32 protein-coding genes and 1 pseudogene are annotated in these 21,294 nt (G+C 38.0%); 19 read left to right on the top strand and 14 right to left on the bottom strand.

Going from position 1 to position 21,294, the window contains the following annotated elements; all coding sequences use genetic code 11:
* Positions 1–104: 104 nt before the first annotated feature.
* Positions 105–278, bottom strand: coding sequence for a hypothetical protein (locus ACE1CC_RS35625; RefSeq protein WP_413275169.1), 174 nt, complete (start codon positions 276–278; stop codon positions 105–107).
* Positions 279–305: 27 nt separating this feature from the next.
* Between ACE1CC_RS35625 and ACE1CC_RS35630 the strand changes: the two genes are divergently transcribed.
* Positions 306–509: a hypothetical protein gene (locus tag ACE1CC_RS35630; protein WP_413275170.1), complete on the top strand. Its 204-nt coding sequence runs from the start codon at positions 306–308 to the stop codon at positions 507–509.
* Between the two features lie 2 nt (positions 510–511).
* Complete coding sequence (locus ACE1CC_RS35635; protein ID WP_413275171.1) at positions 512–778, top strand: type II toxin-antitoxin system RelE family toxin; 267 nt, start codon at positions 512–514, stop codon at positions 776–778.
* A gap of 283 nt (positions 779–1,061) precedes the next feature.
* Here the strand turns inward: ACE1CC_RS35635 and ACE1CC_RS35640 are convergent, their stop codons facing one another.
* From ACE1CC_RS35640 to ACE1CC_RS35650, 3 genes are all read right to left on the bottom strand, one after another.
* On the bottom strand, positions 1,062–1,730 hold the full coding sequence (locus tag ACE1CC_RS35640; protein ID WP_413275172.1) for an HAD family hydrolase: 669 nt from the start codon (positions 1,728–1,730) through the stop codon (positions 1,062–1,064).
* 315 nt (positions 1,731–2,045) lie between these two features.
* Entirely contained in the window at positions 2,046–2,321 is a 276-nt protein-coding gene (locus ACE1CC_RS35645) for a hypothetical protein (RefSeq protein ID WP_413275173.1), read from the bottom strand.
* Positions 2,322–2,355: 34 nt separating this feature from the next.
* Positions 2,356–2,997, bottom strand: a complete 642-nt coding sequence (locus ACE1CC_RS35650) for a Uma2 family endonuclease (protein ID WP_413275174.1) — start codon at positions 2,995–2,997, stop codon at positions 2,356–2,358.
* Between the two features lie 88 nt (positions 2,998–3,085).
* On the opposite strand from ACE1CC_RS35650, the gene ACE1CC_RS35655 reads away from it, so the two are divergent.
* The 3 genes from ACE1CC_RS35655 (at position 3,086) to ACE1CC_RS35665 (ending at position 4,749) form a co-directional block, all read left to right on the top strand.
* Entirely contained in the window at positions 3,086–3,664 is a 579-nt protein-coding gene (locus ACE1CC_RS35655; protein ID WP_459563960.1) for a hypothetical protein, read from the top strand.
* A 134-nt stretch (positions 3,665–3,798) separates the two neighbouring features.
* Positions 3,799–4,041: an acetyltransferase gene (locus tag ACE1CC_RS35660; RefSeq protein ID WP_413275176.1), complete on the top strand. Its 243-nt coding sequence runs from the start codon at positions 3,799–3,801 to the stop codon at positions 4,039–4,041.
* Positions 4,042–4,149: 108 nt separating this feature from the next.
* On the top strand, positions 4,150–4,749 hold the full coding sequence (locus ACE1CC_RS35665; protein ID WP_459563959.1) for a Uma2 family endonuclease: 600 nt from the start codon (positions 4,150–4,152) through the stop codon (positions 4,747–4,749).
* A gap of 164 nt (positions 4,750–4,913) precedes the next feature.
* Here ACE1CC_RS35665 and ACE1CC_RS35670 read toward each other — a convergent pair whose 3' ends face one another.
* The gene (locus tag ACE1CC_RS35670) at positions 4,914–6,002 is read right to left on the bottom strand and encodes a peptidoglycan-binding protein (protein ID WP_413275177.1); all 1,089 of its coding nucleotides are present in this window, start codon (positions 6,000–6,002) and stop codon (positions 4,914–4,916) included.
* Positions 6,003–6,378: 376 nt separating this feature from the next.
* Between ACE1CC_RS35670 and ilvA the strand changes: the two genes are divergently transcribed.
* Positions 6,379–7,890: a threonine ammonia-lyase, biosynthetic gene (ilvA, locus tag ACE1CC_RS35675; RefSeq protein WP_413275178.1), complete on the top strand. Its 1,512-nt coding sequence runs from the start codon at positions 6,379–6,381 to the stop codon at positions 7,888–7,890.
* 58 nt (positions 7,891–7,948) lie between these two features.
* Positions 7,949–8,038, top strand: a pseudogene (locus ACE1CC_RS37065) (type II toxin-antitoxin system RelE/ParE family toxin); the annotation flags it as partial.
* Positions 8,039–8,170: 132 nt separating this feature from the next.
* Here the strand turns inward: ACE1CC_RS37065 and ACE1CC_RS35680 are convergent.
* A complete protein-coding gene (locus ACE1CC_RS35680) occupies positions 8,171–8,926 on the bottom strand; it encodes a CCDC34 family protein (RefSeq protein ID WP_413275179.1) in 756 nt (251 codons plus the stop codon).
* Between the two features lie 212 nt (positions 8,927–9,138).
* On the opposite strand from ACE1CC_RS35680, the gene ACE1CC_RS35685 reads away from it, so the two are divergent.
* The 7 genes from ACE1CC_RS35685 to ACE1CC_RS35715 all read left to right on the top strand — a co-directional run bounded on the left by ACE1CC_RS35685 (position 9,139) and on the right by ACE1CC_RS35715 (position 13,417).
* Positions 9,139–9,660 carry a hypothetical protein gene (locus tag ACE1CC_RS35685; protein ID WP_413275180.1) on the top strand — a complete coding sequence of 174 codons (522 nt, stop codon included), beginning with the start codon at positions 9,139–9,141 and terminating at the stop codon, positions 9,658–9,660.
* 77 nt (positions 9,661–9,737) lie between these two features.
* Complete coding sequence (locus ACE1CC_RS35690; RefSeq protein WP_413275181.1) at positions 9,738–10,079, top strand: type II toxin-antitoxin system RelE/ParE family toxin; 342 nt, start codon at positions 9,738–9,740, stop codon at positions 10,077–10,079.
* Positions 10,080–10,083: 4 nt separating this feature from the next.
* Positions 10,084–10,398 (top strand): helix-turn-helix domain-containing protein, encoded by a 315-nt coding sequence (locus ACE1CC_RS35695; RefSeq protein ID WP_413275182.1) that lies wholly within the window; start codon positions 10,084–10,086, stop codon positions 10,396–10,398.
* A 431-nt stretch (positions 10,399–10,829) separates the two neighbouring features.
* Positions 10,830–11,171 (top strand): photosystem II reaction center protein Psb28, encoded by a 342-nt coding sequence (gene psb28, locus ACE1CC_RS35700; RefSeq protein WP_413267593.1) that lies wholly within the window; start codon positions 10,830–10,832, stop codon positions 11,169–11,171.
* Positions 11,172–11,236: 65 nt separating this feature from the next.
* Positions 11,237–11,788, top strand: a complete 552-nt coding sequence (locus ACE1CC_RS35705) for a MogA/MoaB family molybdenum cofactor biosynthesis protein (protein WP_413275183.1) — start codon at positions 11,237–11,239, stop codon at positions 11,786–11,788.
* Positions 11,760–12,458: a YdcF family protein gene (locus tag ACE1CC_RS35710; RefSeq protein ID WP_413275184.1), complete on the top strand. Its 699-nt coding sequence runs from the start codon at positions 11,760–11,762 to the stop codon at positions 12,456–12,458. Before ACE1CC_RS35705 ends, ACE1CC_RS35710 begins: the two co-directional genes overlap by 29 nt.
* 14 nt (positions 12,459–12,472) lie before the next feature.
* Positions 12,473–13,417 (top strand): glycosyltransferase family A protein, encoded by a 945-nt coding sequence (locus ACE1CC_RS35715; protein WP_413275185.1) that lies wholly within the window; start codon positions 12,473–12,475, stop codon positions 13,415–13,417.
* 59 nt (positions 13,418–13,476) lie between these two features.
* On the opposite strand, the gene recJ is transcribed toward ACE1CC_RS35715, so the two are convergent.
* A complete protein-coding gene (recJ, locus tag ACE1CC_RS35720; protein WP_413275186.1) occupies positions 13,477–15,837 on the bottom strand; it encodes a single-stranded-DNA-specific exonuclease RecJ in 2,361 nt (786 codons plus the stop codon).
* Between the two features lie 30 nt (positions 15,838–15,867).
* On the bottom strand, positions 15,868–16,521 hold the full coding sequence (locus ACE1CC_RS35725) for a GNAT family N-acetyltransferase (RefSeq protein WP_413275187.1): 654 nt from the start codon (positions 16,519–16,521) through the stop codon (positions 15,868–15,870).
* Between the two features lie 87 nt (positions 16,522–16,608).
* Between ACE1CC_RS35725 and ACE1CC_RS35730 the strand changes: the two genes are divergently transcribed.
* The 5 genes from ACE1CC_RS35730 to ACE1CC_RS35750 all read left to right on the top strand — a co-directional run bounded on the left by ACE1CC_RS35730 (position 16,609) and on the right by ACE1CC_RS35750 (position 19,136).
* Positions 16,609–17,271, top strand: coding sequence for a Uma2 family endonuclease (locus ACE1CC_RS35730; RefSeq protein WP_413275188.1), 663 nt, complete (start codon positions 16,609–16,611; stop codon positions 17,269–17,271).
* 51 nt (positions 17,272–17,322) lie between these two features.
* Positions 17,323–17,979 (top strand): Uma2 family endonuclease, encoded by a 657-nt coding sequence (locus ACE1CC_RS35735; protein WP_413275189.1) that lies wholly within the window; start codon positions 17,323–17,325, stop codon positions 17,977–17,979.
* 60 nt (positions 17,980–18,039) lie between these two features.
* Positions 18,040–18,459, top strand: coding sequence for a XisH family protein (locus ACE1CC_RS35740; RefSeq protein ID WP_413275190.1), 420 nt, complete (start codon positions 18,040–18,042; stop codon positions 18,457–18,459).
* Positions 18,447–18,782: a XisI protein gene (locus ACE1CC_RS35745; protein WP_413275191.1), complete on the top strand. Its 336-nt coding sequence runs from the start codon at positions 18,447–18,449 to the stop codon at positions 18,780–18,782. The genes ACE1CC_RS35740 and ACE1CC_RS35745 overlap by 13 nt, the downstream gene beginning before the upstream one ends.
* 87 nt (positions 18,783–18,869) lie before the next feature.
* Positions 18,870–19,136 (top strand): UPF0175 family protein, encoded by a 267-nt coding sequence (locus ACE1CC_RS35750; protein ID WP_413275192.1) that lies wholly within the window; start codon positions 18,870–18,872, stop codon positions 19,134–19,136.
* Here ACE1CC_RS35750 and ACE1CC_RS35755 read toward each other — a convergent pair.
* From ACE1CC_RS35755 to ACE1CC_RS35780, 6 genes are all read right to left on the bottom strand, one after another.
* Positions 19,128–19,337 (bottom strand): type II toxin-antitoxin system HicA family toxin, encoded by a 210-nt coding sequence (locus ACE1CC_RS35755; protein WP_413275193.1) that lies wholly within the window; start codon positions 19,335–19,337, stop codon positions 19,128–19,130. The genes ACE1CC_RS35750 and ACE1CC_RS35755 overlap by 9 nt on opposite strands.
* On the bottom strand, positions 19,334–19,537 hold the full coding sequence (locus ACE1CC_RS35760) for a type II toxin-antitoxin system HicB family antitoxin (protein WP_413275194.1): 204 nt from the start codon (positions 19,535–19,537) through the stop codon (positions 19,334–19,336). The genes ACE1CC_RS35755 and ACE1CC_RS35760 overlap by 4 nt, the downstream gene beginning before the upstream one ends.
* Before the next feature lie 51 nt (positions 19,538–19,588).
* Positions 19,589–19,798, bottom strand: coding sequence for a hypothetical protein (locus ACE1CC_RS35765; protein WP_413275195.1), 210 nt, complete (start codon positions 19,796–19,798; stop codon positions 19,589–19,591).
* A 169-nt stretch (positions 19,799–19,967) separates the two neighbouring features.
* Complete coding sequence (locus ACE1CC_RS35770; RefSeq protein WP_413275196.1) at positions 19,968–20,357, bottom strand: hypothetical protein; 390 nt, start codon at positions 20,355–20,357, stop codon at positions 19,968–19,970.
* Positions 20,358–20,366: 9 nt separating this feature from the next.
* Positions 20,367–20,543 carry a hypothetical protein gene (locus ACE1CC_RS35775; protein ID WP_413275197.1) on the bottom strand — a complete coding sequence of 59 codons (177 nt, stop codon included), beginning with the start codon at positions 20,541–20,543 and terminating at the stop codon, positions 20,367–20,369.
* Positions 20,540–20,746, bottom strand: a complete 207-nt coding sequence (locus tag ACE1CC_RS35780) for a hypothetical protein (RefSeq protein WP_374827939.1) — start codon at positions 20,744–20,746, stop codon at positions 20,540–20,542. Before ACE1CC_RS35780 ends, ACE1CC_RS35775 begins: the two co-directional genes overlap by 4 nt.
* Positions 20,747–21,294 lie beyond the last annotated feature (548 nt).

Below are 21,294 nucleotides of genomic sequence, written 5' to 3' on the forward strand. Positions count from 1 at the left end.
TATTCTACTGGACTGGCGCTCTAGGGACTAGGGACAGGGATTCCTTATGGGGTAAGCAGTTTATTAATTAATCAGGTTTATTTATCACTTTATTTACGCCAGAGCTACGCAAAGCGACTGTTTTTAATGTTATCAAGCTTTTTTAGCCAAGGGAGATCGATCGCACTATCACCACCAATTAACTGGATCATCGTAAATTGCGATCGCCCCGTCACATCTCTGATTCTACCTATGCTAAAAATGGAAGTAGAACTGGCAGTTAAGTATTGACTTAACAAATAAAACTCAATAAATACGGAGGAAAAATGACTGAAATAACCCTTCATTCAGACCAATTCAAGGAAGTACTAAAAGCTACGATTATTGAACTATTTCAAGAGAATCGAGAAGAATTTTATCAACTGTTTTCAGAAATTATCGAAGATATTGCTATGGAAAGAGCAATACAAGAAGGAGAAGAAACCGAAACTGTTAGCAGAGAAGCTATTTTTAAGATTCTGGAGCCTTAGCTATGGAGGTTGAATTTAGAAAAAGTTTTGAAAAAGACTTAAGCAAGCTTCGAGATGAGGCTTTGCTCACAAGAATTAAAGCGGTAATCTTGGAAATTGAAGCGGCTGAAAACTTAGAAAATGTGAGCAATATTAAAAAACTCAAAGCAGAAGGAGACTACTACCGCATTCGAGTTGGAGACTACAGAATTGGTATTGTTATTAGCCAGAATGTTGTTGTCTTTGTAAGAGTTCTCCATCGGAAAGAAGCCTACAGGTACTTTCCTTGATTTTAGAAATGGCTAAGAAGCCATTTTAGCCAAGGGAGATCGATCGCACTATCACCACCAATTAACTGGATCGTTGTAAATAGCGATCGCCCTTTTCCTCCATTTCTAAACTGGGTATGAATTTGGTATAACTAAATTACTAACAATTTGAGGAATCGAGTTATGAAAACAGCTGAAATTAAAAGCTTTCAGTCCACTTCAGTGGAGTTAAGCTATTAGCCTGCGAATTGATTCGCAGGCGGGCTAAAACGACAGGTGCAAGATCTGAGTTTATCAATAACTATCAAGCCATTTTAGCCAAGGGAGATCGATCGTACTGTCGCAGCAAATCAGCAGGATCATTGTAAATTGCGATCGCACCAGATAATTCCTCATCACTAAAACCACCAGTGCGAAAAGCAATCACTCCTACACCCGCTTTTCCAGCAGATTCAATATCGTAGGGAGTATCAGCTAACATTACCGCTTTATCAGGTTCTAAATCAGCTTTTTGCAAAGCAACTTCCACAATATCCGGTGCAGGTTTTGAATTTTCCGCATCGCTAGAAGTTGTATGTTCTGGAATTAAATCATCCACACGAGCAATTTTTAACAAAACATCCATTTCTTGTGAAGTAGCTGAACTAGCAATAATTAAATGTAACCCATCTTCTTTCATTTTTTGCACCAATTCTCGCGAACCATTGGTAGCAACTAACTCAGAAGAAAATTTATTAATAATCAACTCCTTGCGGCGATCGGAAAGTTTTTTGCAAATCTCTTCCTTACCATTGAGTTCTGATATCAACTTGGGAATTAATTGATCGCTACCCATACCAATTAAAGGGCGCACTTCTGCAAATTTTATTTCATAACCATAGTCAGCAAATGCTTCTACCCAAGCTTGGGCGTGAGCATCATTGCTTAAAACCAGAGTTCCATCTACGTCTAAAATTACACCCTCTAACGGCATGATTTTCTCCTATAACTTTAATGACTTGATGTTGACTTATAGATCCGCAAAGTTCATCTGTCTTTAAGAAGAGGAGAAAATAAGTTAAAGGCGATCGCTTACTGACTTAAACTGAGATCTTGAACCTGCGATTTTAGCCCGCCCAGAAATCAATTTCCGGGCTAATAGCTCAACTCCATTAAAATGGACTAAATACTTACGTTTCAGTCCTATGATAGAGGACTTTAGCTATAAGAAAAGCGAATTGATAAGGCAGGCGGATTTTGGGAGTGGTGGAAGATTTGAGTTAAACTGAATGTATTTCCCAAATGTTACTTACTTAGAAGGTTGATCTACCTGAGTCGGAACATCAAACAGATTATAGCGATTGAGAAAAGTAATCACACCTACAGCTAAAATTGCTCCCAAAGTAACACCAATAGCAATCAAAATTAAGGTGAGACGTTTTAAACTCTGTTTCGCTGTTTTTACTTCTTTACTCTGCGTATTCGTTGGTTCTACTTCTTGATTAATCGGCTGTTGAGTCTTATTTATCTTACCCAAGCCGTTAGAGTCATCATCTTCGGAATTGTTAAATGGATGCTGGTTCATAATTTTATACTAAATTTTGTTTCTGCTGACATCATCAACTTTGCCACTGCGTCAACAACCAAGCACTAACTTTACCATGATTCATTTCTCGACTGCGCCGCAAAGCTGTTTCTAAAAGTGCAATTTCCAAACCAGTAATTACCTGAGATCGATCGATCCTTCGACTACCCCTATCCAAAATTTCAAAGGCAATTATTTCCACATTTTGAACATCAATAATCCAATATTCCCGCACTCCCAAAGATTCGTAAAGTAACCGTTTCTCACCTTTATCATCAGCTAAAGAAGTATAGGCAACTTCAATCACTAAATCAGGCGGTGGATAAATATCAAGATCGATGATAGTTGTTTCCCAAGGTACAATTTCTGCATTTTCTCCCACATAAAATGAGACATCCGGTTGTGCTTCCTCGTAGCCTGTTTTGCGATAAGTGCAGTTATCATGACTATCTAGGTTAATCTCGTTCAGTCCTGCAAAAAGGCAAATAGCATAAATAATAATGGCATGATCGCGAGAATGGGGATTACCAAGTGCAGACATTTCCAACCTCATGCGTCCTTTGTAATAATAGCTTTTGGCTTTTTCGTAAGTGCGATCGCAAACTACCTGCAAATATTCTTCCCAAGTCGCATTTAGCCAAGTATCCGTTAGCAGTTGCGTTGGTAGCTGACTCATAAACAGTACCATTAATGTGCGACCATCACATTTTAAACGAATCGCCCAACCTACGGCACAATATAGAGAAGTCAACAATGGAGTATTTATGGCTAAGAAAGGTAAAAAGCACAATCTCCAATGGATCAAAGAAACTCTAGAGTTAAAAGAAGACCACAACTGGAAATCAACCCCAGGAACTCGCATCTTTGTTGCTGGAAGAGGGGCGGTACGCTTCGATGTGCCCCAAGATTGGCATTTTGAACCAGATACCAAGTCATTTCGGTTTTTAGACAAAAAACCACCAAATGATGATTGTCGCTTAGAAGCTTCTTATAATTTACTTCCCCAAGGCGATTGGTCAGAATTTCCCTTAGTTCCCCTATTAAAGCAGATCGTTCGAGATGATGAACGCAACCCGATCGCACAAGGAGAAATCATCCAATTTAAACGTCAAACCGCCCGTGTCGTTTGGACAGAAATTAAATTTATTGACCCCAACGAAAACCGTGAAGCATTTTCCCGAATTTGCATTGGTTTAGGTTCTGGCGTGCAATGTTTAATTACCTTCGATTTTTGGGCAGATCAAGCAGAAAAGCTAACACCAGTATGGGATACAGTTATGAATTCTTTAGTTCTCGGTTTGTATATCCGCGATCCTCGCACAGGATTTGCCTTACCTGATTAACTCAGTGTAAACCCTTAATAAAACTCAATTGATTTGTTCTCTTTTCATCATTTTTACCATTGACAAAATTTAACATCTTTGCTAATGAAAATGTGCTATCTAATAATTAGAGGCGTATTTAACCTGGAGGCGTTATGTTTCTCAAACAGAAGCAAACCGGGGATTTGATTGAAGTATTGACGATCGTAGATCTTTATAACCCTTGTAAAACTGAGGTTACAGGTCAATCTCACGCAGGGGAAGAAATGCAAGACCCGGAAATGTTCCCTAAATCAGAATTGATGTTTCCTTCCGGCGAACCTTTACCGATTTGCTGGATAAACTCCCACTATAATGAAATTCCTCCGCGACCCGTTGCGATCGTGGCAACCCCATAAATTATCGGGTGCGTTAAACTGCATTAACGCATCATAAATTGTTAATTGAAGGTGCGTTATGGCTTAACTTAACGCACCTTACAATGTTGGTTAAAAGGAGAAAATTATATGCTTATGCAAGCTGAAGAAAAAAAATATTACACTGCTGAAGAATATCTCAATTTAGAGGTGAATTCAGAACAACGTCATGAATATATTAATGGAGAAATAGTTCCTATGGCTGGTGGGATGCCAAATCATAATACAATTGCTGGCAATTTTTATGCTGCATTAAATTTTGCACTCAAGCGTCAACCCTATAGGGCTTTTGTTACAGATCAACGAATTTGGATTCCTGAAAAACGCATCTATACTTATCCTGATGTAATGGTAGTTCAAGGTGAATTGCAATTGCAAGAAGGGCGAAAAGATACTGTTACTAATCCTTTATTTATTGCTGAAGTTTTGTCAGATTCTACCAGAAATTATGATAAGGATGAAAAATTTGCCGCTTATCGCACTATTCCCAGCTTTCAGGAATATCTTTTAATTGACCAGTACAAAATGCACATTGAGCAGTATTTTAGGACCGATCGCAAAACCTGGATATTTTCCGAATATGACGAGCTAAATGAAACCATCTCGTTAAATACCCTTTCCTTAGAAATAACCTTAGCAGATATTTATGATAAAGTTGAGTTTGAAGTAACAGAAACTAGTGAGAGTTAGGAATATTGTTAACCGGGCTCTCCTGTACTTGTGGTGATAACGTAAGCTTATTATTTAGCTGCATCAAGGTTTTCAGCCTTCATTGTCCGGGAAAAATGTATCAACAACTACTTTTTGCACCAAACATCCGGGAGAGCCATAAAGATTAGATTAGTGATCGCTCATTACTTCAACAATACAGTCCAAGTATCAGAGCCGACAATGCCATTAGGATTAAGACCATAGTGGCGTTGAGCATTCCTGACAGCCTCTTGAGTGATTGAGTCGAACATTCCATCTAATATATTACCTTTGAAAAAGCCGAGTTTTTGTAGCCGCTCTTTCAATCTATACACCTGCCCTCCATACGAGCCAATCTTCAGCACTGGCAAATTAACTACCTCTGTTTTATGCTTTTCCTGTACTGAAGGTGGAATTATTCTATACCTAAATACCTCTGTTTTATGCTTTTCTTGCACTGAAGGTGGAATTATTCTATACCTAAATACCTCTGTTTTATGCTTTTCCTGCACTGAAGGTGGAGTGCTTGTATTGGGATACCCTTTTTGTTTGGATGGAGGTTTTAAAGTAGGAGCTAGAGGCGTAAAGACAGTTGATGGTGGTTTCGCAACAGTTGATTTTGAAAGTTTTTGCTTACAAATATTTAGGTTAGTTTTAGCTTCTTGATTATTAGGATTGAATTTGAGAACTTCATTATATGACTTGATTGCTTTTTCAAACTCTTGCAACTCCTGTAGGCTTTTTGCTTGGATGTACCAACTCCTAGTGTCATAGCGATTAAGTTCAATAGCTTTAGTACATGAAACAACAGCTTCTTCATATTGCCCCAGCTCAAGCAATACCATACTATAAGCTTGCCTAGTTTCGGAAAATTTTAGCTTATGATCGATTCTAAGATTTCGGGCTTTTTTAAAAAGCCTCACGAAGTATTTAAGCGATATTTCATATTCCTTTAGTTGAATTAATACCTTAACCATTAAATCTAATGCTGGATAGCATTCATTGTCCCTCGAAAGTACCTCCACTAAAACATTCTTTGCTTCACTATAGTTTTCAATGTAAAAATATTCCTTCGCTAAACTTACTCCTCTTTCATTTGCCTGCTCTAATTCTGTCTTTGATGTTTCTGGCTGTGTATTTCTTGGTTTTTCTGGAAAAAGCTTTTTTGTATCTATATAAACCCTGAACAAATCCAAGATGAACCTGGCTATAGGTAAAAATAAAGATTTAAGAAGTTCAATAACTATATCCATACATTTTCTTGCGAGTAGTATGAGGCTTTCCTTGCCCATATTTCTAACACGCAATCTCTGCCTGCGTCAACAGACCTTCTACTTGCTACCTACTATACTTATCTTTCCTAGAATAATCTTTCACAACACCGCTTTACAATCTGCATCAAGTTCTCTCCCGCTTGCAAGAATGCCACGATCAATATCTATTGCAAGCTTAATCTTGATAAAGATTAGCTTCGGGCGTTTCATTCGATTTGCTGTTCATTCCAAGACCATTAAAGAAAGTCTCTCCGTCTATAATTATATCAAGTAAGTGCCATAAAACTCCTTACAAAAGTAGCTACTAGTAAAGTAAAATTATAGTCCATCCCTCCTTTGCTAACCAATCAATCCCATGTTTTGCGATTACCTCCAACTTATTCTCACCGCCCGTGTCTATGATGTAGCCCAAGAAACTCCTTTAGAATACGCCCCTAATCTTTCTCAAAGACTAAACAATAAAATCCTGCTAAAGCGGGAAGATATGCAGTCTGTCTTCTCTTTTAAATTGCGGGGTGCTTATAACAAAATGGCACAATTACCGCCAGATATTTTAGCCCAAGGTGTAATTGCAGCATCAGCGGGAAATCATGCTCAAGGTGTTGCTCTTGGTGCTAGTAAATTGGGAACAAAAGCAATTATTGTCATGCCAGTAACTACGCCGCAAGTAAAAGTTGATGCGGTGAAAGCTAGAGGCGGCGAAGTTGTTTTGTATGGTGATACTTTTGATGAAGCTTGTGCTTATGCGCGTCAGTTGGAAAGAGAAAAAGGGTTAACTTTTATTCATCCTTTTGATGACCCTCATGTGATTGCTGGACAGGGTACGATCGGCATGGAAATTCTGCGACAATATCAGAAACCAATTCATGCTATTTTTGTGGCAATTGGTGGTGGTGGTTTAATTTCTGGTATTGGCGCTTATGTAAAACGCATTCGTCCAGATATTAAAATTATTGGTGTGGAACCTGTGGATGCTGATGCTATGTATCAGTCTTTGAAAGCAGGAGAAAGGGTAAAGTTACCGCAGGTTGGTTTATTTGCTGATGGTGTAGCAGTGCGAGAAGTGGGAGAGGAAACTTTTCGCCTGTGCCAGGAATATTTGGATGATATTATTTTGGTGGATACTGATGATACTTGTGCGGCAATTAAAGATGTTTTTGAGGATACAAGGTCAATTTTAGAACCAGCTGGTGCATTAGCGATCGCAGGTGCTAAAGCTTACGTCGAAAGAGAACAAATCCAAGGGCAAACTTTAGTTGCTGTCGCTTGTGGTGCTAACATGAATTTCGATCGTCTACGTTTTGTTGCCGAAAGAGCAGAATTAGGCGAACACCGAGAAGCAATTTTTGCTGTCACAATTCCCGAAACTCCAGGTAGTCTCCGCAAATTTTGCGAATGTATGGGGAGACGCAGTTTAACTGAATTCAACTATCGCATTGCAGATGAAAAAATCGCCCATATTTTTGTCGGCGTGCAAGTCCAAAATCGTGCCGATGCTGTCAAAATGGTAGAAGCTTTTGAAGCTCACGGATTGAAAACAATTGATTTAACAGATGATGAATTAACAAAATTACATTTGCGTCACATGGTAGGCGGACGTTCTCCACTTGCACACAATGAATTACTTTACCGTTTTGAATTTCCTGAACGTCCCGGCGCATTAATGAAATTCGTTAATTCCATGAGTCCAAATTGGAATATCAGTGTATTTCACTATCGCAATAATGGCTCAGATTACGGCAGAATTGTTGTCGGAATTCAAGTACCACCTAATGAGATGGCAGAGTGGCAAGCATTTCTTGATACCTTGGGTTATCGCTATTGGGATGAAAGCCAAAATCCTGCTTATAAGTTATTTTTGGGATAGAGTTTACTGTTAAGCTTCATATTTGCAATAATATGCCATAACTAACCATATTGCAGATATGAGTTTATCGCTAAAACCCGTTGAGTGGGTTGGAAGTTCCCTGGAAGATTTGAGGGAGTTCCCAGAAGAGGTTCGACAAGTTGTAGGGACACGGCATAATTAACTTTATCTGTTTGTCCAAAATATTTATGATGCCGTGTCCCTACGCAACAACGTGGTGAGTTTTTACTGTGGGTAATTCAACAGACATGATATAACTTATGTTTGGCACTAAATTTCATCATTTTTTTGGTGTTAGATAGGTTATAAATACCAAAATTCCTACTATTAAACCTATGATATTTCCTACAGAACCCAAGCCAATGCTTGCAAAAAATATTGCAACAAATAATCCACAAAATCCACTAAAAAGTAAGAGCATTGGTAATCCAAACACGACAAAACTAGACAAGTTTGCTATTGTGTAATTCATTTTTTCTCTTTCTCTTATTTTTCTTGCTTTTTCAGCTTCTGCTTCCTCTAACCGCTTTTTATTCTGCTCTGCTTCTTTTCTTTTTTGCTGTCTTTGGTTCTCTTCTATTTCCCAATTTGGATAGGCTTTATTAGCACACAACTTATGATAAATGTTATAATTATAATTAACTTCAAAACCTTTTAATACCGTATTTCTACAATGTTTACATTTGCCAGCATAATATTCGTTCACAGAGAAAGAATGCCCACAGTTGTGACAATTTGTATCTTTTAAAGAATGTGAAATTGTTACGCTTGTTCGACAAACTGGACATTGGTATACAATTTTTTGGTTTCCAACTACTTCTTGCTGAACCCAATTGAGGCATTCTTCGTGAGCGGAATATATAGGATCACCATCAGAATCTAAAACTTGTTTAGCTTTTGACTTTCGCAATTTCTTGTTACAGATGTGACAAGTAATACCAAAAGGCGATGTTGTTTGGCAATGGGGACATTTGTAGGCAGAAGAACTTATTTGTTTTTCGCATTCAATACAGCGGGTTAAATAAGGCTGGTTCATACTAATGACTTTGTGTTAACTCTTAAATAAAGGAAAAATTTGGATTCAATAGAATACAAATGAAATACTCCATCTTATACTAGACCGATCGCACCAAACTGAACAGGATAAAAAGACAAATTTTGGTTAATTTTTTTGAAAAAGACGGATTAAGACTGAAAAAGACAGATTAAGACAGCTATAATAACAAAGTTGCTTTCACACCCCAGATTATGCAGGTTGATGAAGTAGTGGAATTTGTCGATCGATCTGTATACGCGAAAACAGGCATACATCTCAATGACTTGCAACGAGAAATTATTGAGGGAATACTGAAGCGCCAAAAGTATTCGGAAATTGCAGAAAATAATGGTTGTTCAGCAGGTTATACTAAGGATGTCGGTTACAAGTTGCTACAAATGTTATCTGAGGTCTTTGATGAACCAGTTACTAAAAGAAACTTGAAATCAGTGCTAGAACGACAAGGCAATATAAAGATTATTTTTAATAAAAATACTACAGTTAATGATAAGCAAAATAACATGATTGGCTATATCAATATTTGTTCAGATAAAGCCAATGCAACTCTTGATAAAAGTCAACCAGAGAAGGCTGATTTTCAACAGGAAAGTAACAACCAAGCTAATGTGGAAACAATCAATAAATTACGGGAGTTTGGCTTAAGTGACGAACAAATTGCAACAGCGTTAAACTTACCATTGGATGTGGTTAAGCAGAGAAATTGGGAAGTGTGAATTTACTAATTCAAATGTTGCGTTGGATGGGACGCTATTTCAGAGTACATAATATATTAATATAATTAATAGCGAACATGGATGATGATAATAAACCTCTAGTGTGGTTACACGGTGAAGTTAAAACACCGCCCTTTAGTCAGGAGGCACGTATCGAGACGGGCGTACTGCTGAGGCGATTACAACAGGGTGAAAACTTAGGATTGCCACATTCAAGACCAATGCCAAGTATTGGCAGCCATTGTCATGAATTAAGAGTTCGGGATGCGGACAAGAATTGGAGAATTATTTACCGAATTGATGATGATGCAATTGTCATTGTGGAGGTTTTCCATAAAACGACAAGAGCAACACCTGCTAGCGTAATTGAGAATTGCCAAAAACGACTGAGTAAGTACGATAGTAATTTAGAGGAATAGTGATATGGATCGAGCTAAGAGAGAACGTCTAAAAGCACAGGGCTGGAAAGTTGGAACGGTTTCTGAATTTTTAGAACTTACTCCAGAGGAAACAGCCTTAATTGAAATTAAATTAGCTCTCAGTCGCAGCTTAAAAGAGCGGCGACAAAAGCTAATGAATCAAGATGAATTGGCAGAAAAAATTTCAGCCAGTCAGTCAAGTATTGCATTAGCTGAAAATGCTGATGATTCCGTTTCGATCGAATCACTGATCCGAGCTATGCTGGCTACAGGTGCAACTCCTAAAGAAATAGGAGAAGCTATCTCTAGTGTGGGATAAAAGCGATCGCTTTTATTCTGGTGAACCTGCAACGGATGATTTGATGGAATAAAGTACCTGTACCAAGATGCAAAAAGCAACTTGGTAACAGGACAAACGCAAATTGACACTTCAAACGCTACCTATATAATCTCGCTGAGCGATGCTCCAACAAGTAAAGGTTATGCGTAGTTATGCGTACCAATTAATAATTATACGAAATTGATAACAAACAAAGGATAGAAAAAAGGCTATCTTTATCAACATTTTATACTGGAAAGAAAACTGTGTTAATTGAGTGAAGTTATGTTAATAACTTTACGAAAAATCCTCTAGGGTATACGTGCTTATTTATACAGTTATTCCCTATTCTCAAAAGATCTAGAACTTTGGGTTCTAAATAATGAGAAAATACTAAAATGGCTGATCATAAAATTGTCTATTAAGGTATCATGGCTCAAATTCAGTTTTCTAGAGGCATCAATGAAGAGGTTATTCCCGATGTACGAATTACCCGATCGCGGGATGGGAGTAATGGCACAGCGACATTCTATTTTGAAAAACCGAAAGCACTCAGCAGTACCAGTACAGACGAAATTACTGGAATGTATTTAGTTGATGAAGAAGGGGAATTAGTAACAAGGGAAGTAAAAGCTAAGTTTATTAACGGTCAACCTGAAGCATTAGAAGCACTTTACATTATTAGATCTGCTGAACAATGGGAGCGGTTTAAACGGTTTATGGAGCGGTATGCTGAAGAACATGGTTTAGCTTTGAACAAGCCAAAAGAATGAAATAAATAAACTGGAGGATGAGGTTAATTTTACTACTTCATCCTTCTTTTAGTTCAGTAAAATTTATGAGCGACTTACCACATCCCGACAAATCTAAACTCATAGTTAATTGTGCAGTAATTACAGTTAGCGATACTCGTACTGAAGAAACCGATCGCAGCGGCAATTTAATTAAAAATTTATTACTAAATGCTGGTCATACAGTAGGGGCTTACGCTATCGTCAAAGATGAACCAGTGCAAATTGGAGAGCAAATGCAGGTTTTGAGTCAACGCTCAGATTTGCAAGCTTTGATTTTCAATGGTGGTACTGGGATTGCGCCAAGGGATACAACTTATGACGCGATCGAACAGTTACTCGAAAAAACATTACCTGGTTTTGGGGAATTGTTTCGCTTTTTGAGTTATCAGGAAATTGGATCGAGGGCGATCGCATCTAGAGCAGTAGCGGGGATTTACCAAAATCAACTAATATTTTCTGTTCCTGGTTCTAGTAATGCTGTGAAACTCGCAATGGAAAAATTGATTTTGCCAGAATTGGTGCATTTAGTAACTCAACTTAACCCTGACTTCGCCAAAAATAGTAGCAATGAAACCCAAGAAAAAGCAGAAAAATAAATTTAGGTTTGGGTTGCGGTTTTTGGGTAAGCGATCGCTACTCATCGGTTTATTCAGTTTATGCTTAATCTTAGGTGTTTGTTTACTATATAACAGCGCCATTTTATATGCAGCCTCCCAAAAACCAGTAGGCGCGATTCTCGTATTAGGAGGAAGTATAACCAGAGAAATTCACGTTGCCCAGTTAGCTAAACAATCACCCGAAATCCCAATTTTAATCTCTCACGGTTCCTTAGATCCATGTGTTTTACTAATATTTCAAAGAGCCGCTGCTCCCATTGACAAAGTTTGGCTAGAAAACTGTGCCAATTCCACTTTTGGAAACTTCTATTTTAGTTTACCAATTCTCAAACAATGGCAAGTAAAAAAAGTTAAAATAGTTACTTCAGCAACCCATTTACCAAGAGCAATTTGGTTAGCACAAATTATGTTAGGTTCTCACGGAATTTGGGTAGAATTAGAAGTAGCAGCAGAAACTAAAGGTGTTCCCGCCAATCGCGAATCATTTTTTGTGACTACAGCAGATGTAACTCGCGGATTAATTTGGGCTTTTGTCAGCCAATTTTATGAACCAAAGTGTAATGATTTAATCCCGCTTTCCCAAGTTGATTTAACTGTTTGGAAAATGAAAGGGTTTAAATGTGAAAGACAAGCTAATTTAGGTTATTAACTAGGATAAATGATATGAAAGACAAGCCAACTCTGACAATTGTAACTCCGACGACTGGAAAATTTTCTGATTATTGGTTAGAACAGTTATTGAAAATTAAAGGAAATGTTGAATTTGTCTTAGTTTATTACCCTAGTGTGCCGATTCGTCCATTAGACGATCCGAGAGTTAAAATATTAACCAGTCCCTACAAAGGGGAAATGATGCAAAGATTTGTTGGCTTACTTAATGCTACTGGTGAATATGTTTTAGCGTTAGATGATGATGATTTTGTGCATCCTGATGTAGTGGATTTAACAATTCAGTATTTTGAGAGATTCCCCGAAAGTTGGATTTTAAGGTTAAAGAAAGAAAACATTGATTTTAAAGATCAAGAACGGATAAAACAAGATTGGGGAGAAATTCCTGATGTTCGACAATTAGAGATTTGTAAGAAAACTCCAGAAAACCCTTATCCTTATCAGCAAGGTAACTTCAAAGGTTTGTTAGAAGTTCCGGTTATTCCTTTAGACAAGAAGTTAGATTTAAAATTTGCATTATTGCCTTTTACTGGAAGAAAAGATAATTTAGGCTATCATTTTGAAAATTTCAATAATGTAGTTTGGCGCAATAAATTAGTGCAACAAGCACTTGTAGACCTTTCCCAAACTACAAAAGTATTGGGTGCAATTACCTGGATACCTACATCAGGTTTTGACAGGTTATTAGGCGTATTTGTGCAGGCTAAATACTTTCAAAAAGATGCCATAATTGGTCATTGGATGCCTAGTCCAGAACAAATTCGCTATATTGATAAACCTCCCGAATTGAAACCGCCCAGATTTCATGTAATTTCTGATGCGTTGTTAGTTAAAAGATACCCGCAATATGGGTATTTATGGAATCTATTTTTAGAGAAATTCTATAACGTACCTAGAACTGTAGCAAAATTTGTCAAATGGAATTACTTCAAGAAATAAAGTTGCCATCTCCAAGCGAGATCCCCGACTTCTCCAAGAAGTCGGGGATCTAAGGGGATTTATGTGCGAGAAACTACTGATTGAATAGTTGCTAAAGGAACTTCATAGAAATACTGGCGACGGAATTGTTCTTCTTGGACAGCTGCTAAAAATTGCGCGATCGCCTCACCAACTTCACCATCCAAATTTGATGAGGGCAATTTCTGATTATTAGTAATTTGAAATTGTCCATCCCAATTTGTTACTTGAAAGCCCAACTTAGCTAAGGTTTCTAATCCCAAATATAAGCAAGTATCACTAATGCCTAATTTTTGTTGTAATTGATCCGGTGTCGCGCTTTTTCCAGTACGGCTAAGATATTTTGCAATTCCTATTAAGTCTTCCCAAAGTTGATTAGGCGATATTTGTTTAGGAGGTGGATAAGCAATAGCTAACTTTTTGTTACTTTGCAAAGCTTGGCGAAACCATAATTGTAAATCATCCCAATTACTTGGACACTCTCTGACAATTAATGGTTGATAATTAGAATCTTTTGATGGCGAAACTTCTGCATCTCGCCAATCTAAAATTTCCTCTAATTGAGGTTGATTAACGTTATTAAATAAATCAACCTTTTCTGCACAAGAACGCACGGCAATTAATCGCACTTCATAGCGTTTTTGGTAGGTGTTGAAATCTAGTTCTGCGATCGCATCACAACGCCCTTCAGGAATTTCATCTTTATAATGTCCCCACCAAATCCCCGGAAAAGCAACTTTACTTGATGAATCTTTAATTAAAAAATTAGTTTTGATGTAGGCAACTTTATTCCCAATTGCATCTTTGATATTGTAATTTTCTAGATTCTCAAACCAGCAATTTTTAATCATTAATTGCGGTACAGGGTTGCCCATACCACAAGGTTCTAAAACTTTCATTTCCCGAAACAAATCTTGACCTAAATCTGCCACTTTTACCTCTAAATCTGCTGTGATTATTCGGTTTAATTTACTAGGATCTGCTGCGATTTGTTGTCGTAATTGATGATTAATTGCTTCCGTAAATAAGGGAAGATTTTCAACGGGAAGACTTAAACCTGCGGCGAAAGGATGCCCGCCAAATCTATGTAACAAATGTGCTTGATCTTTCACTAATTGATAAAGGTCAATTTGATTAACTGAACGCGCCGAACCTCTGGCAAAATTAATATTTTCTGAGGATTCTTCTGCTGTTTCTACGCTTAATAAAATAGTTGGGCGACCTGTTTCTTGGGCAACTTGACCTGCAACTAAACCTAAAACTCCTACAGGCCAACCAACTTCTGTCAAGACAATTATACTAGTAGTTGATAGGTCTGATTGCGCTAATTTTTGCCAGACTTGTTTTTCCACATCTTTCTGCAATGCTTTGCGGCGAGAGTTAGCTAATTCGGTTTCCGCAGCTAACTTTTCCACCAGTTTTAAATCGCGACTAGTCAACAATTCTACGCAAAAAGTTGCATCTCCTTGAATGCGACTAACGGCGTTAATTCTTGGGCCAATTCCAAAGGAAATATCCGTTGGTCGATCGCCACTTTTCTTGCAAAGTTCCAGCAGTCTACCTATCCCCGGATGTCGCCTTAATTTTGGTGGTTTTTGTAAATCTGTTTGCAGTTTTTCAATGCCTAATTTTGCTAAATATCGACAATCACCATTTAATTGAACTAAATCAGCAATTAACCCGATCGCCACTAAGTCTAACAAATCTTCTAATGGTTCTTGAGGCACATTTGGCAGAGTTTGATAAAGCGCTTCTACCACTTTGTAAGCAACAGCAACACCCGAAAGATTAAATAATTGATGATCGGTTGGTAAATTGCGGGGATTAATAATTGCAATTACTGGAGGTCTTTCTGGCAGTAGAGTATGATGATCGGTGATAATTACATCAATTCCTAACTTTTGGGCAAATTCAATTTCAGTTAAATTAGTGCTACCAGTATCACAAGTAACTATTAACTTAACTCCCTGTTTAGCCAGTTTTTCAATTCCCTGACAGTTCAATCCGTGAGATTCAGTAAACCGATTCGGAACGTAATAAAATAATTGCGTATTTTGCCCAAAAAACTGCCCTAAACCTTCCCATAAAACAGTAGTAGAAGTGATGCCATCAGCATCAAAATCTCCCCAAATGGCAACAATTTCTTGGTCATTTCTTGCTTTAAGCAATCTTTCCATTGCCCAAGACATTTCCTCACCAAAAGCAAAGGGGCTATCAGGTTTGTAAAGGTCAGGATTTAAATATTCTGCTAATTGTTCAGGATTACGAATTCCTCTTTGCCATAACAATTGAGCAGCATAATTACCAGATAATTCTGGTGCTTGTTGCTTAACTGCATTAATTAACCATTCTGGCGGTTGAACTGTTGGCTGAATTTGCCATTGTGGTTGCTGCTGAGGCATCTTTATTTCCTTAAATTAGGCTTGGATCTGTTAAGAAATAGGAGAAATATCAGGATTATTGTTATCGGGTAATTCTGAGTCTGTTACCATTACTTTAGTAGCGACTTCATTCACCACTTCCGAGGTTTTGGTAGATGGACGACGGCGCGATCGCTTATATGCAGCCCTCTCCGCTTTTTCCCGTTCATAAGCAATTAGTCTGCCATAATATTCATGTTTACTCAAATTCATAGACAAGAAAATGTGCTGACGGGTATTACCAAAACCTTTGCGCGTAAAAAATTTAACTGCTGGCGTATTAGCTGGATCGGTATCCACCAACATAAAACGCACCCCATCTTCAATCATCCGTTCCACCAGTTTATCAACTAATTTGTCTCCGACACCTCGACGTTGAAAATTAGAATTAACTCCCAGCCAAATAATGTAACCATAAGTCCAGGTTGCTTTGTTAATAATTGTACCTAAAACAAAGCCTGCTAATTGTTCATCTATTTCCGCAACTAAACAATATTCTGGATCGGTATTGTAAAGTCCGATTACCTCCCATTCATCCCAAGTGCGATATAAATAGGGATACAAATCGCTAGTAAAAACAGATTCTCCCAAATGATATACTGGAGCGATGTCATCTATTTCCATGTTGCGGATATAGATCGAGTTATAGTTTTCCGCTTGACTCATAAATCAATGATTATCTTTTCTATTACTTAGCTTAAATCTATAATAGATTTAATTGCCTACTTTACTATCATATACTGCTGCTCAATTATGAATAGCCTAACTTCATTATTAGATAATCCCACAATTTCCCAATGGCAACCCACTACATGGGAAGATTATCTAGCTGCTTGCGAAGATCCAACGTTGGAATCAGCTAGAATATTTTTTTATGAAGGCTATCTTTTAATTGAAATGGGTAACGAAGGAATTAACCACGCTAGATTTAACTCGTTACTAACAATGATATTTGCTTTCTGGTTTAGTAGCAAAGGTGGACAAGCTTTTGATGATCTTGGAGGTTGCGTAATTGAGAAGCCAAATGTGGGTGGAGGTGCGCCCGATCGCGTTTTATATGTCGGTAAAGATTTCCCCCAATGGCAAAGAGGAGAACCGCGAAAAATCAACCTAGATAAATGGCGAACACCCGATTTAGTTTGCGAGATTGCTGATACAACTTTAGCCAATGATTTAGATGAGAAAAAACGTTTATATGCAGCTTTAAAAATTCCTGAATATTGGGTTGTAGATATTCAAGGTGCAAGAGTATTAGCCTTTAGGTTACAAGATAATGGGAAATATCAAGAATGTGAATTTTCAGGAATAATGGAAGGATTACCAATTTCTTTGTTATCAGAAACTTTGAAAATGTTAGTCCAAGGAAATGGGATGGCGGCGATGTGGTTTGCTCAACAAATTGCTGCTTTGGAGTGAATTTAGCCTTGCTATAATTAGGAAAATGTCAGCTTTGCAGGTAATCAAAATATGGTTTTACCCACAATTACTGAAGATATCATTTCTCTAGCACCAGGGGATGAACTAATCCTTAGATTTAGAACTTGGGAAGATTATGAGACATTGTTAAAGCGTCGAGAAGATAAAGCTGGTTTGAGGATTCGCTATAACAGTAAAACCCAAGAAATTAGAATTATGTCACCATTGCCAAGACACGCTAAGAATGCAGATTTACTTGCAGATTTGGTCAAAGCTTTATTGCGACAAGCGGGGAAAGATTGGGACGCATTTACACCAGTAACGTTGAAGAGAATTAACCGCCAGGGAATCGAACCAGATTACTGTTTTTATATAGATAATCGCGATCGCATTTTAGGCAAAGAACACATCTACTTAGAAACAGATCTTAACCCAGATTTAGCCATTGAAATAGACTTAACTTCCACCACTAAACCAGAAGATTATCAAGCAATTTCACCTGTAGAACTTTGGGTTTACCGCCAAAATCAGTTATTAATTTATCATTTCGATTCCCAACAATATCAAGAATCTCAAATTAGCCGATGGTTCCCTAATTATGATTTGAAAACTTTAATTCCACAATACATCGATCGAGGTTGGCAAATTGGTTCTAGCGTGGCGCTGCGAGAGTTTGAAGATGCGTTGCGATCGCTAAATCAACAATAGTTTATTAGGTGAAGAAGGAGAAGGCATACTATTATTGAATTAGGTTTGGAGTCTCAGTCAGTGGCAGCTAAAGATAAATTCCATAATGCAGTAAAACGGAGTCTAGAAAAAGAGAATTGGTTAGTTACTCACGATCCTCTGAGAATTGAATATGCACAAGATGAGCGAGTTGAGATAGACTTGGGCGCAGAAAGAATATTGGGAGCAGAAAAAGCAGGAGAAAAAATTGCAGTGGAAGTTAAAAGTTTTTTGAATGATTCCGCACTAGCTGATTTTCACACTGCCTTGGGACAATTTTTGAATTACCGATTAGTTTTAGAAGAAATAGAGCCAGAGCGCACCTTATATTTAGCAGTTCCAACTGTTGCGTATGAATCTTTTTTTCAGCGAGAATTACCCAAAGCTTCAGTAAAAAAACACCTGGTTAAAATAATTGTGTACGATCCAGTTAAGGAGGAGATCGCTAAATGGATAAACTAGTGCATTATCGCCACTGCATTGAAAAATTACTATTAGAATATGAAAAATCACCGCCTGTTAATGGTGAAATAGAAGTGGAAGTAGTTTTTGATAAAAAACGCGATCGCTATCTAATTATTGATTTGGGATGGAATCAAGATCGCCGCGTTTATAACTGTTTCATCCACTTAGATATCAAAAATGGAAAAATCTGGATTCAGCGCAATCAAACAGATAAAAGTATAGCTGAAGAATTAGTAGAAATGGGCATTCCTAAAGAAGATATTGTATTCGGGCTTCAACCTCCCTATCTTCGAGAGTATACGGGTTTTGGAGTAGCATAATACGATCGCATTGTTTATTTTAGGGGCGATCGCTCTTTTTATCAAACTATAATTTAGGTAAATTCCCATTACAGGCGGCAAATTAATATGCAAATAACTCTGGAAATTCCCGACGAAATCGTTCAAAATACTGCTTTAGGCGAAGCAGACTGGCTGCGAGAAATTGCGATCGCTTTATTTCAAAAAGAACTGATTACTTTAGGTCGTGCTAGCAGAATCGCCCAAATGCACCAAATCGAATTTCAGAAACTTCTTGGTAGTCGTGGGATTTGCGTTCACTATGATGTTGAAGACTTTGAACAAGACATTCAGCATTTACGCGATCGAGGTTACAAGAATTCACACTCAGAGTAAATCTTCTTCAGATAACTGTGCTATTTTCATTAAAGCTCTCAATGTTCCTACTTTCAAATCTTGATTGCGGTGAACAGGAATTGACAAAATTTGTTCTAATTCTGGGTTCTCATAAATATGATGACTCCCAGTAATTCTTTTTAAAATCCAACCTTTCTGCTCTACAATTTTGCACAGTTGCTTGCCAGAAATAGATTTCATACAGCAATTTCCACAACTTGATCTGTAGAAGCAATTGCTTCACGACTATTAGCAACTTCCAACCAACCTTCAATAGCATCTTTTAAATTAGCCATTACTTCTTCGATCGTCTCTCCTTCAGTAATGCACCCTGGAAGCGCTGGAACTTCTGCCCAATAGCCACCTTCTTCTGCTGGATGAATGATTGCTCTAATTTTCATCTGCTTATTGACTTATTTGTTAAGCATATTGTAGCAACTATCGATCTGATCTCATGAATTATAAAGATAACGATCGTGGTTAATTGCGCCATCTTTTACATCACATTCCACAGGATCTTTACCTAAATTCCAAATAGAAGATGTTTTTTCGATGCTGGTGATAATAATTTTACCCTGTTCTTGAATAATTTCAAATTCTTGGTTTTCTCCTAAAAGTTCTTTAGGAATAAATAAGCCTTGTTCGGTTGCTGTTAATTTCATGGTTAATTGCTCAATTGGTGTCCACACTTAATCAAACTAACTCTATATTTTAAATGAAAAGTCCCCTTGCTGGCACAGCAGTAGCATACCCAACGATACAACTAAGCGATCGCTTTTGTAGAAATAGTTAGGGCGATCGCATTTGGTTACTGCTAGCAAGTTTATCACCCTAAACAACAGTCGTTTGCACGTATTCTGTTACAGGTTTCAAATCAATATCGTCATTGGAAGTAAGCATTTTAAATAGATGACGCGGAATGCCAGCTGCAATTAGAACTTCCATATCTTGATGCAGTTTTGACCAGTCTCCATAAATACCAACAAACTGAGTTACGCAAGCTAAAGATGAATCCTTGGGGTCATTTACTCCCGTGTATCGATATTCAATTTCAAAACCTACTTTTTGTCCAATTTCTTCAATATCCCAGTCTACAAGATCTAGCGTCGTCGCTTCAATTGCTAAGGCAATATGACCAGGTGGGATAAAATCAAGGGGTTCGCAGCACCACCCAACAGAAGAATTCCATACACCTTGACCAACTGATTCTCGAATTTTCATCTGTTTACCTCATTCAAAGTAGCAACGAAACCAGGCTCTACCTTCAGGGCGAACTTCTACCAAACGCCTTTCGTATTGACTTGCTAGCTGTTCACATTTCTGTTTGGCTTCTTTTATGTTATAGGCTTGTACAGGTTCGTTGATTGGATTGCCCAGTTCAAATTTTTCTCTGTCTGGATCTCTCACTTATCCCCCTTTTTGTTGGATGAGGGGGCTGGCAAAGCATTTAACCACATCTCGATCGCCTCTTCCAACCCTTCTCCGATGCTTAACTGCTTGAGAGTACAGGCGGCTTTAAATTGAAGTCCTAGTTCTTTTCGGACATCTCCAGATATCTGAATGTAATTTGGGTCGTGTCGCTTGGCTGGCACTTGAGTTTTGCTTCCCACTTAGATTTCCTCTTACTCCTATATTCTCACGATCGCACATCCCAACTTTGCTAATATGTTAGCATGATTGCATATTAACAAAAAAATTCCAGAGATGAAGTGAAAAAAAGCGATAGCAGCAGAATAATGCTACGCATCGCTGCTGCCATCGCTTTTGTGGAAATAGAAAGGGCGATCGCATTTGCAAAAAATGAGCGATCGCACACTTAGGCGAGAGTGAGTGCGAGGCTTTTGGTATGGGGGGATGAGAGGGCGATCGCATTTGCAAAATATGAGCGATCGCACACTTAGGCGAGAGTGAGTGCGATCGCTTTTGGGATGGAGGATGAGAGGGCGATTGTCTACTTCAAGAAACCGGGTTTCTTTGGGTAAGTCCTAAATTACTGATTTGTTAAGCAGATAATCCCAGAGTGTAGTTAGTGTTATATGAGGAACCAGTTGTGTAGACATCCACGAAGTAAGTAGCTGGCCCCAAAGTTTTACTGATTGAGCCGTTACCGAAGCTACTACCATAAGCGGTATCCAACGTTTCGTCTGAATCAATGCGA

It is taken from the genome of Floridaenema aerugineum BLCC-F46 (assembly GCF_041929345.1).
Classification (GTDB): Bacteria; Cyanobacteriota; Cyanobacteriia; order Cyanobacteriales; family Aerosakkonemataceae; genus Floridanema; species Floridanema aerugineum.

Excerpts from the sequence above, each read along its gene's own strand:
- ACE1CC_RS35630 (WP_413275170.1), top strand. The coding sequence starts at position 306 with ATGACTGAAATAACCCTTCATTCAGACCAATTCAAGGAAGTACTAAAA.
- ACE1CC_RS35760 (WP_413275194.1), bottom strand. The coding sequence starts at position 19,537 with ATGAAAATTAGAGCAATCATTCATCCAGCAGAAGAAGGTGGCTATTGG.
- ACE1CC_RS35680 (WP_413275179.1), bottom strand. The coding sequence starts at position 8,926 with ATGAACCAGCCTTATTTAACCCGCTGTATTGAATGCGAAAAACAAATA.
- ACE1CC_RS35735 (WP_413275189.1), top strand. The coding sequence starts at position 17,323 with ATGGTTTTACCCACAATTACTGAAGATATCATTTCTCTAGCACCAGGG.
- ACE1CC_RS35770 (WP_413275196.1), bottom strand. The coding sequence starts at position 20,357 with ATGAAAATTCGAGAATCAGTTGGTCAAGGTGTATGGAATTCTTCTGTT.
- ACE1CC_RS35725 (WP_413275187.1), bottom strand. The coding sequence starts at position 16,521 with ATGAGTCAAGCGGAAAACTATAACTCGATCTATATCCGCAACATGGAA.
- ACE1CC_RS35685 (WP_413275180.1), top strand. The coding sequence starts at position 9,139 with ATGCAGGTTGATGAAGTAGTGGAATTTGTCGATCGATCTGTATACGCG.
- ACE1CC_RS35665 (WP_459563959.1), top strand. The coding sequence starts at position 4,150 with ATGCTTATGCAAGCTGAAGAAAAAAAATATTACACTGCTGAAGAATAT.
- ACE1CC_RS35715 (WP_413275185.1), top strand. The coding sequence starts at position 12,473 with ATGAAAGACAAGCCAACTCTGACAATTGTAACTCCGACGACTGGAAAA.
- ACE1CC_RS35705 (WP_413275183.1), top strand. The coding sequence starts at position 11,237 with ATGAGCGACTTACCACATCCCGACAAATCTAAACTCATAGTTAATTGT.
- ACE1CC_RS35650 (WP_413275174.1), bottom strand. The coding sequence starts at position 2,997 with ATGAGTCAGCTACCAACGCAACTGCTAACGGATACTTGGCTAAATGCG.
- ACE1CC_RS35655 (WP_459563960.1), top strand. The coding sequence starts at position 3,086 with ATGGCTAAGAAAGGTAAAAAGCACAATCTCCAATGGATCAAAGAAACT.
- ACE1CC_RS35695 (WP_413275182.1), top strand. The coding sequence starts at position 10,084 with ATGGATCGAGCTAAGAGAGAACGTCTAAAAGCACAGGGCTGGAAAGTT.
- ACE1CC_RS35765 (WP_413275195.1), bottom strand. The coding sequence starts at position 19,798 with ATGAAATTAACAGCAACCGAACAAGGCTTATTTATTCCTAAAGAACTT.
- ACE1CC_RS35745 (WP_413275191.1), top strand. The coding sequence starts at position 18,447 with ATGGATAAACTAGTGCATTATCGCCACTGCATTGAAAAATTACTATTA.
- ACE1CC_RS35755 (WP_413275193.1), bottom strand. The coding sequence starts at position 19,337 with ATGAAATCTATTTCTGGCAAGCAACTGTGCAAAATTGTAGAGCAGAAA.
- ACE1CC_RS35690 (WP_413275181.1), top strand. The coding sequence starts at position 9,738 with ATGGATGATGATAATAAACCTCTAGTGTGGTTACACGGTGAAGTTAAA.
- recJ (WP_413275186.1), bottom strand. The coding sequence starts at position 15,837 with ATGCCTCAGCAGCAACCACAATGGCAAATTCAGCCAACAGTTCAACCG.
- ACE1CC_RS35750 (WP_413275192.1), top strand. The coding sequence starts at position 18,870 with ATGCAAATAACTCTGGAAATTCCCGACGAAATCGTTCAAAATACTGCT.
- psb28 (WP_413267593.1), top strand. The coding sequence starts at position 10,830 with ATGGCTCAAATTCAGTTTTCTAGAGGCATCAATGAAGAGGTTATTCCC.
- ACE1CC_RS35670 (WP_413275177.1), bottom strand. The coding sequence starts at position 6,002 with ATGGATATAGTTATTGAACTTCTTAAATCTTTATTTTTACCTATAGCC.
- ACE1CC_RS35645 (WP_413275173.1), bottom strand. The coding sequence starts at position 2,321 with ATGAACCAGCATCCATTTAACAATTCCGAAGATGATGACTCTAACGGC.
- ACE1CC_RS35730 (WP_413275188.1), top strand. The coding sequence starts at position 16,609 with ATGAATAGCCTAACTTCATTATTAGATAATCCCACAATTTCCCAATGG.
- ilvA (WP_413275178.1), top strand. The coding sequence starts at position 6,379 with ATGTTTTGCGATTACCTCCAACTTATTCTCACCGCCCGTGTCTATGAT.
- ACE1CC_RS35640 (WP_413275172.1), bottom strand. The coding sequence starts at position 1,730 with ATGCCGTTAGAGGGTGTAATTTTAGACGTAGATGGAACTCTGGTTTTA.
- ACE1CC_RS35660 (WP_413275176.1), top strand. The coding sequence starts at position 3,799 with ATGTTTCTCAAACAGAAGCAAACCGGGGATTTGATTGAAGTATTGACG.
- ACE1CC_RS35710 (WP_413275184.1), top strand. The coding sequence starts at position 11,760 with ATGAAACCCAAGAAAAAGCAGAAAAATAAATTTAGGTTTGGGTTGCGG.
- ACE1CC_RS35635 (WP_413275171.1), top strand. The coding sequence starts at position 512 with ATGGAGGTTGAATTTAGAAAAAGTTTTGAAAAAGACTTAAGCAAGCTT.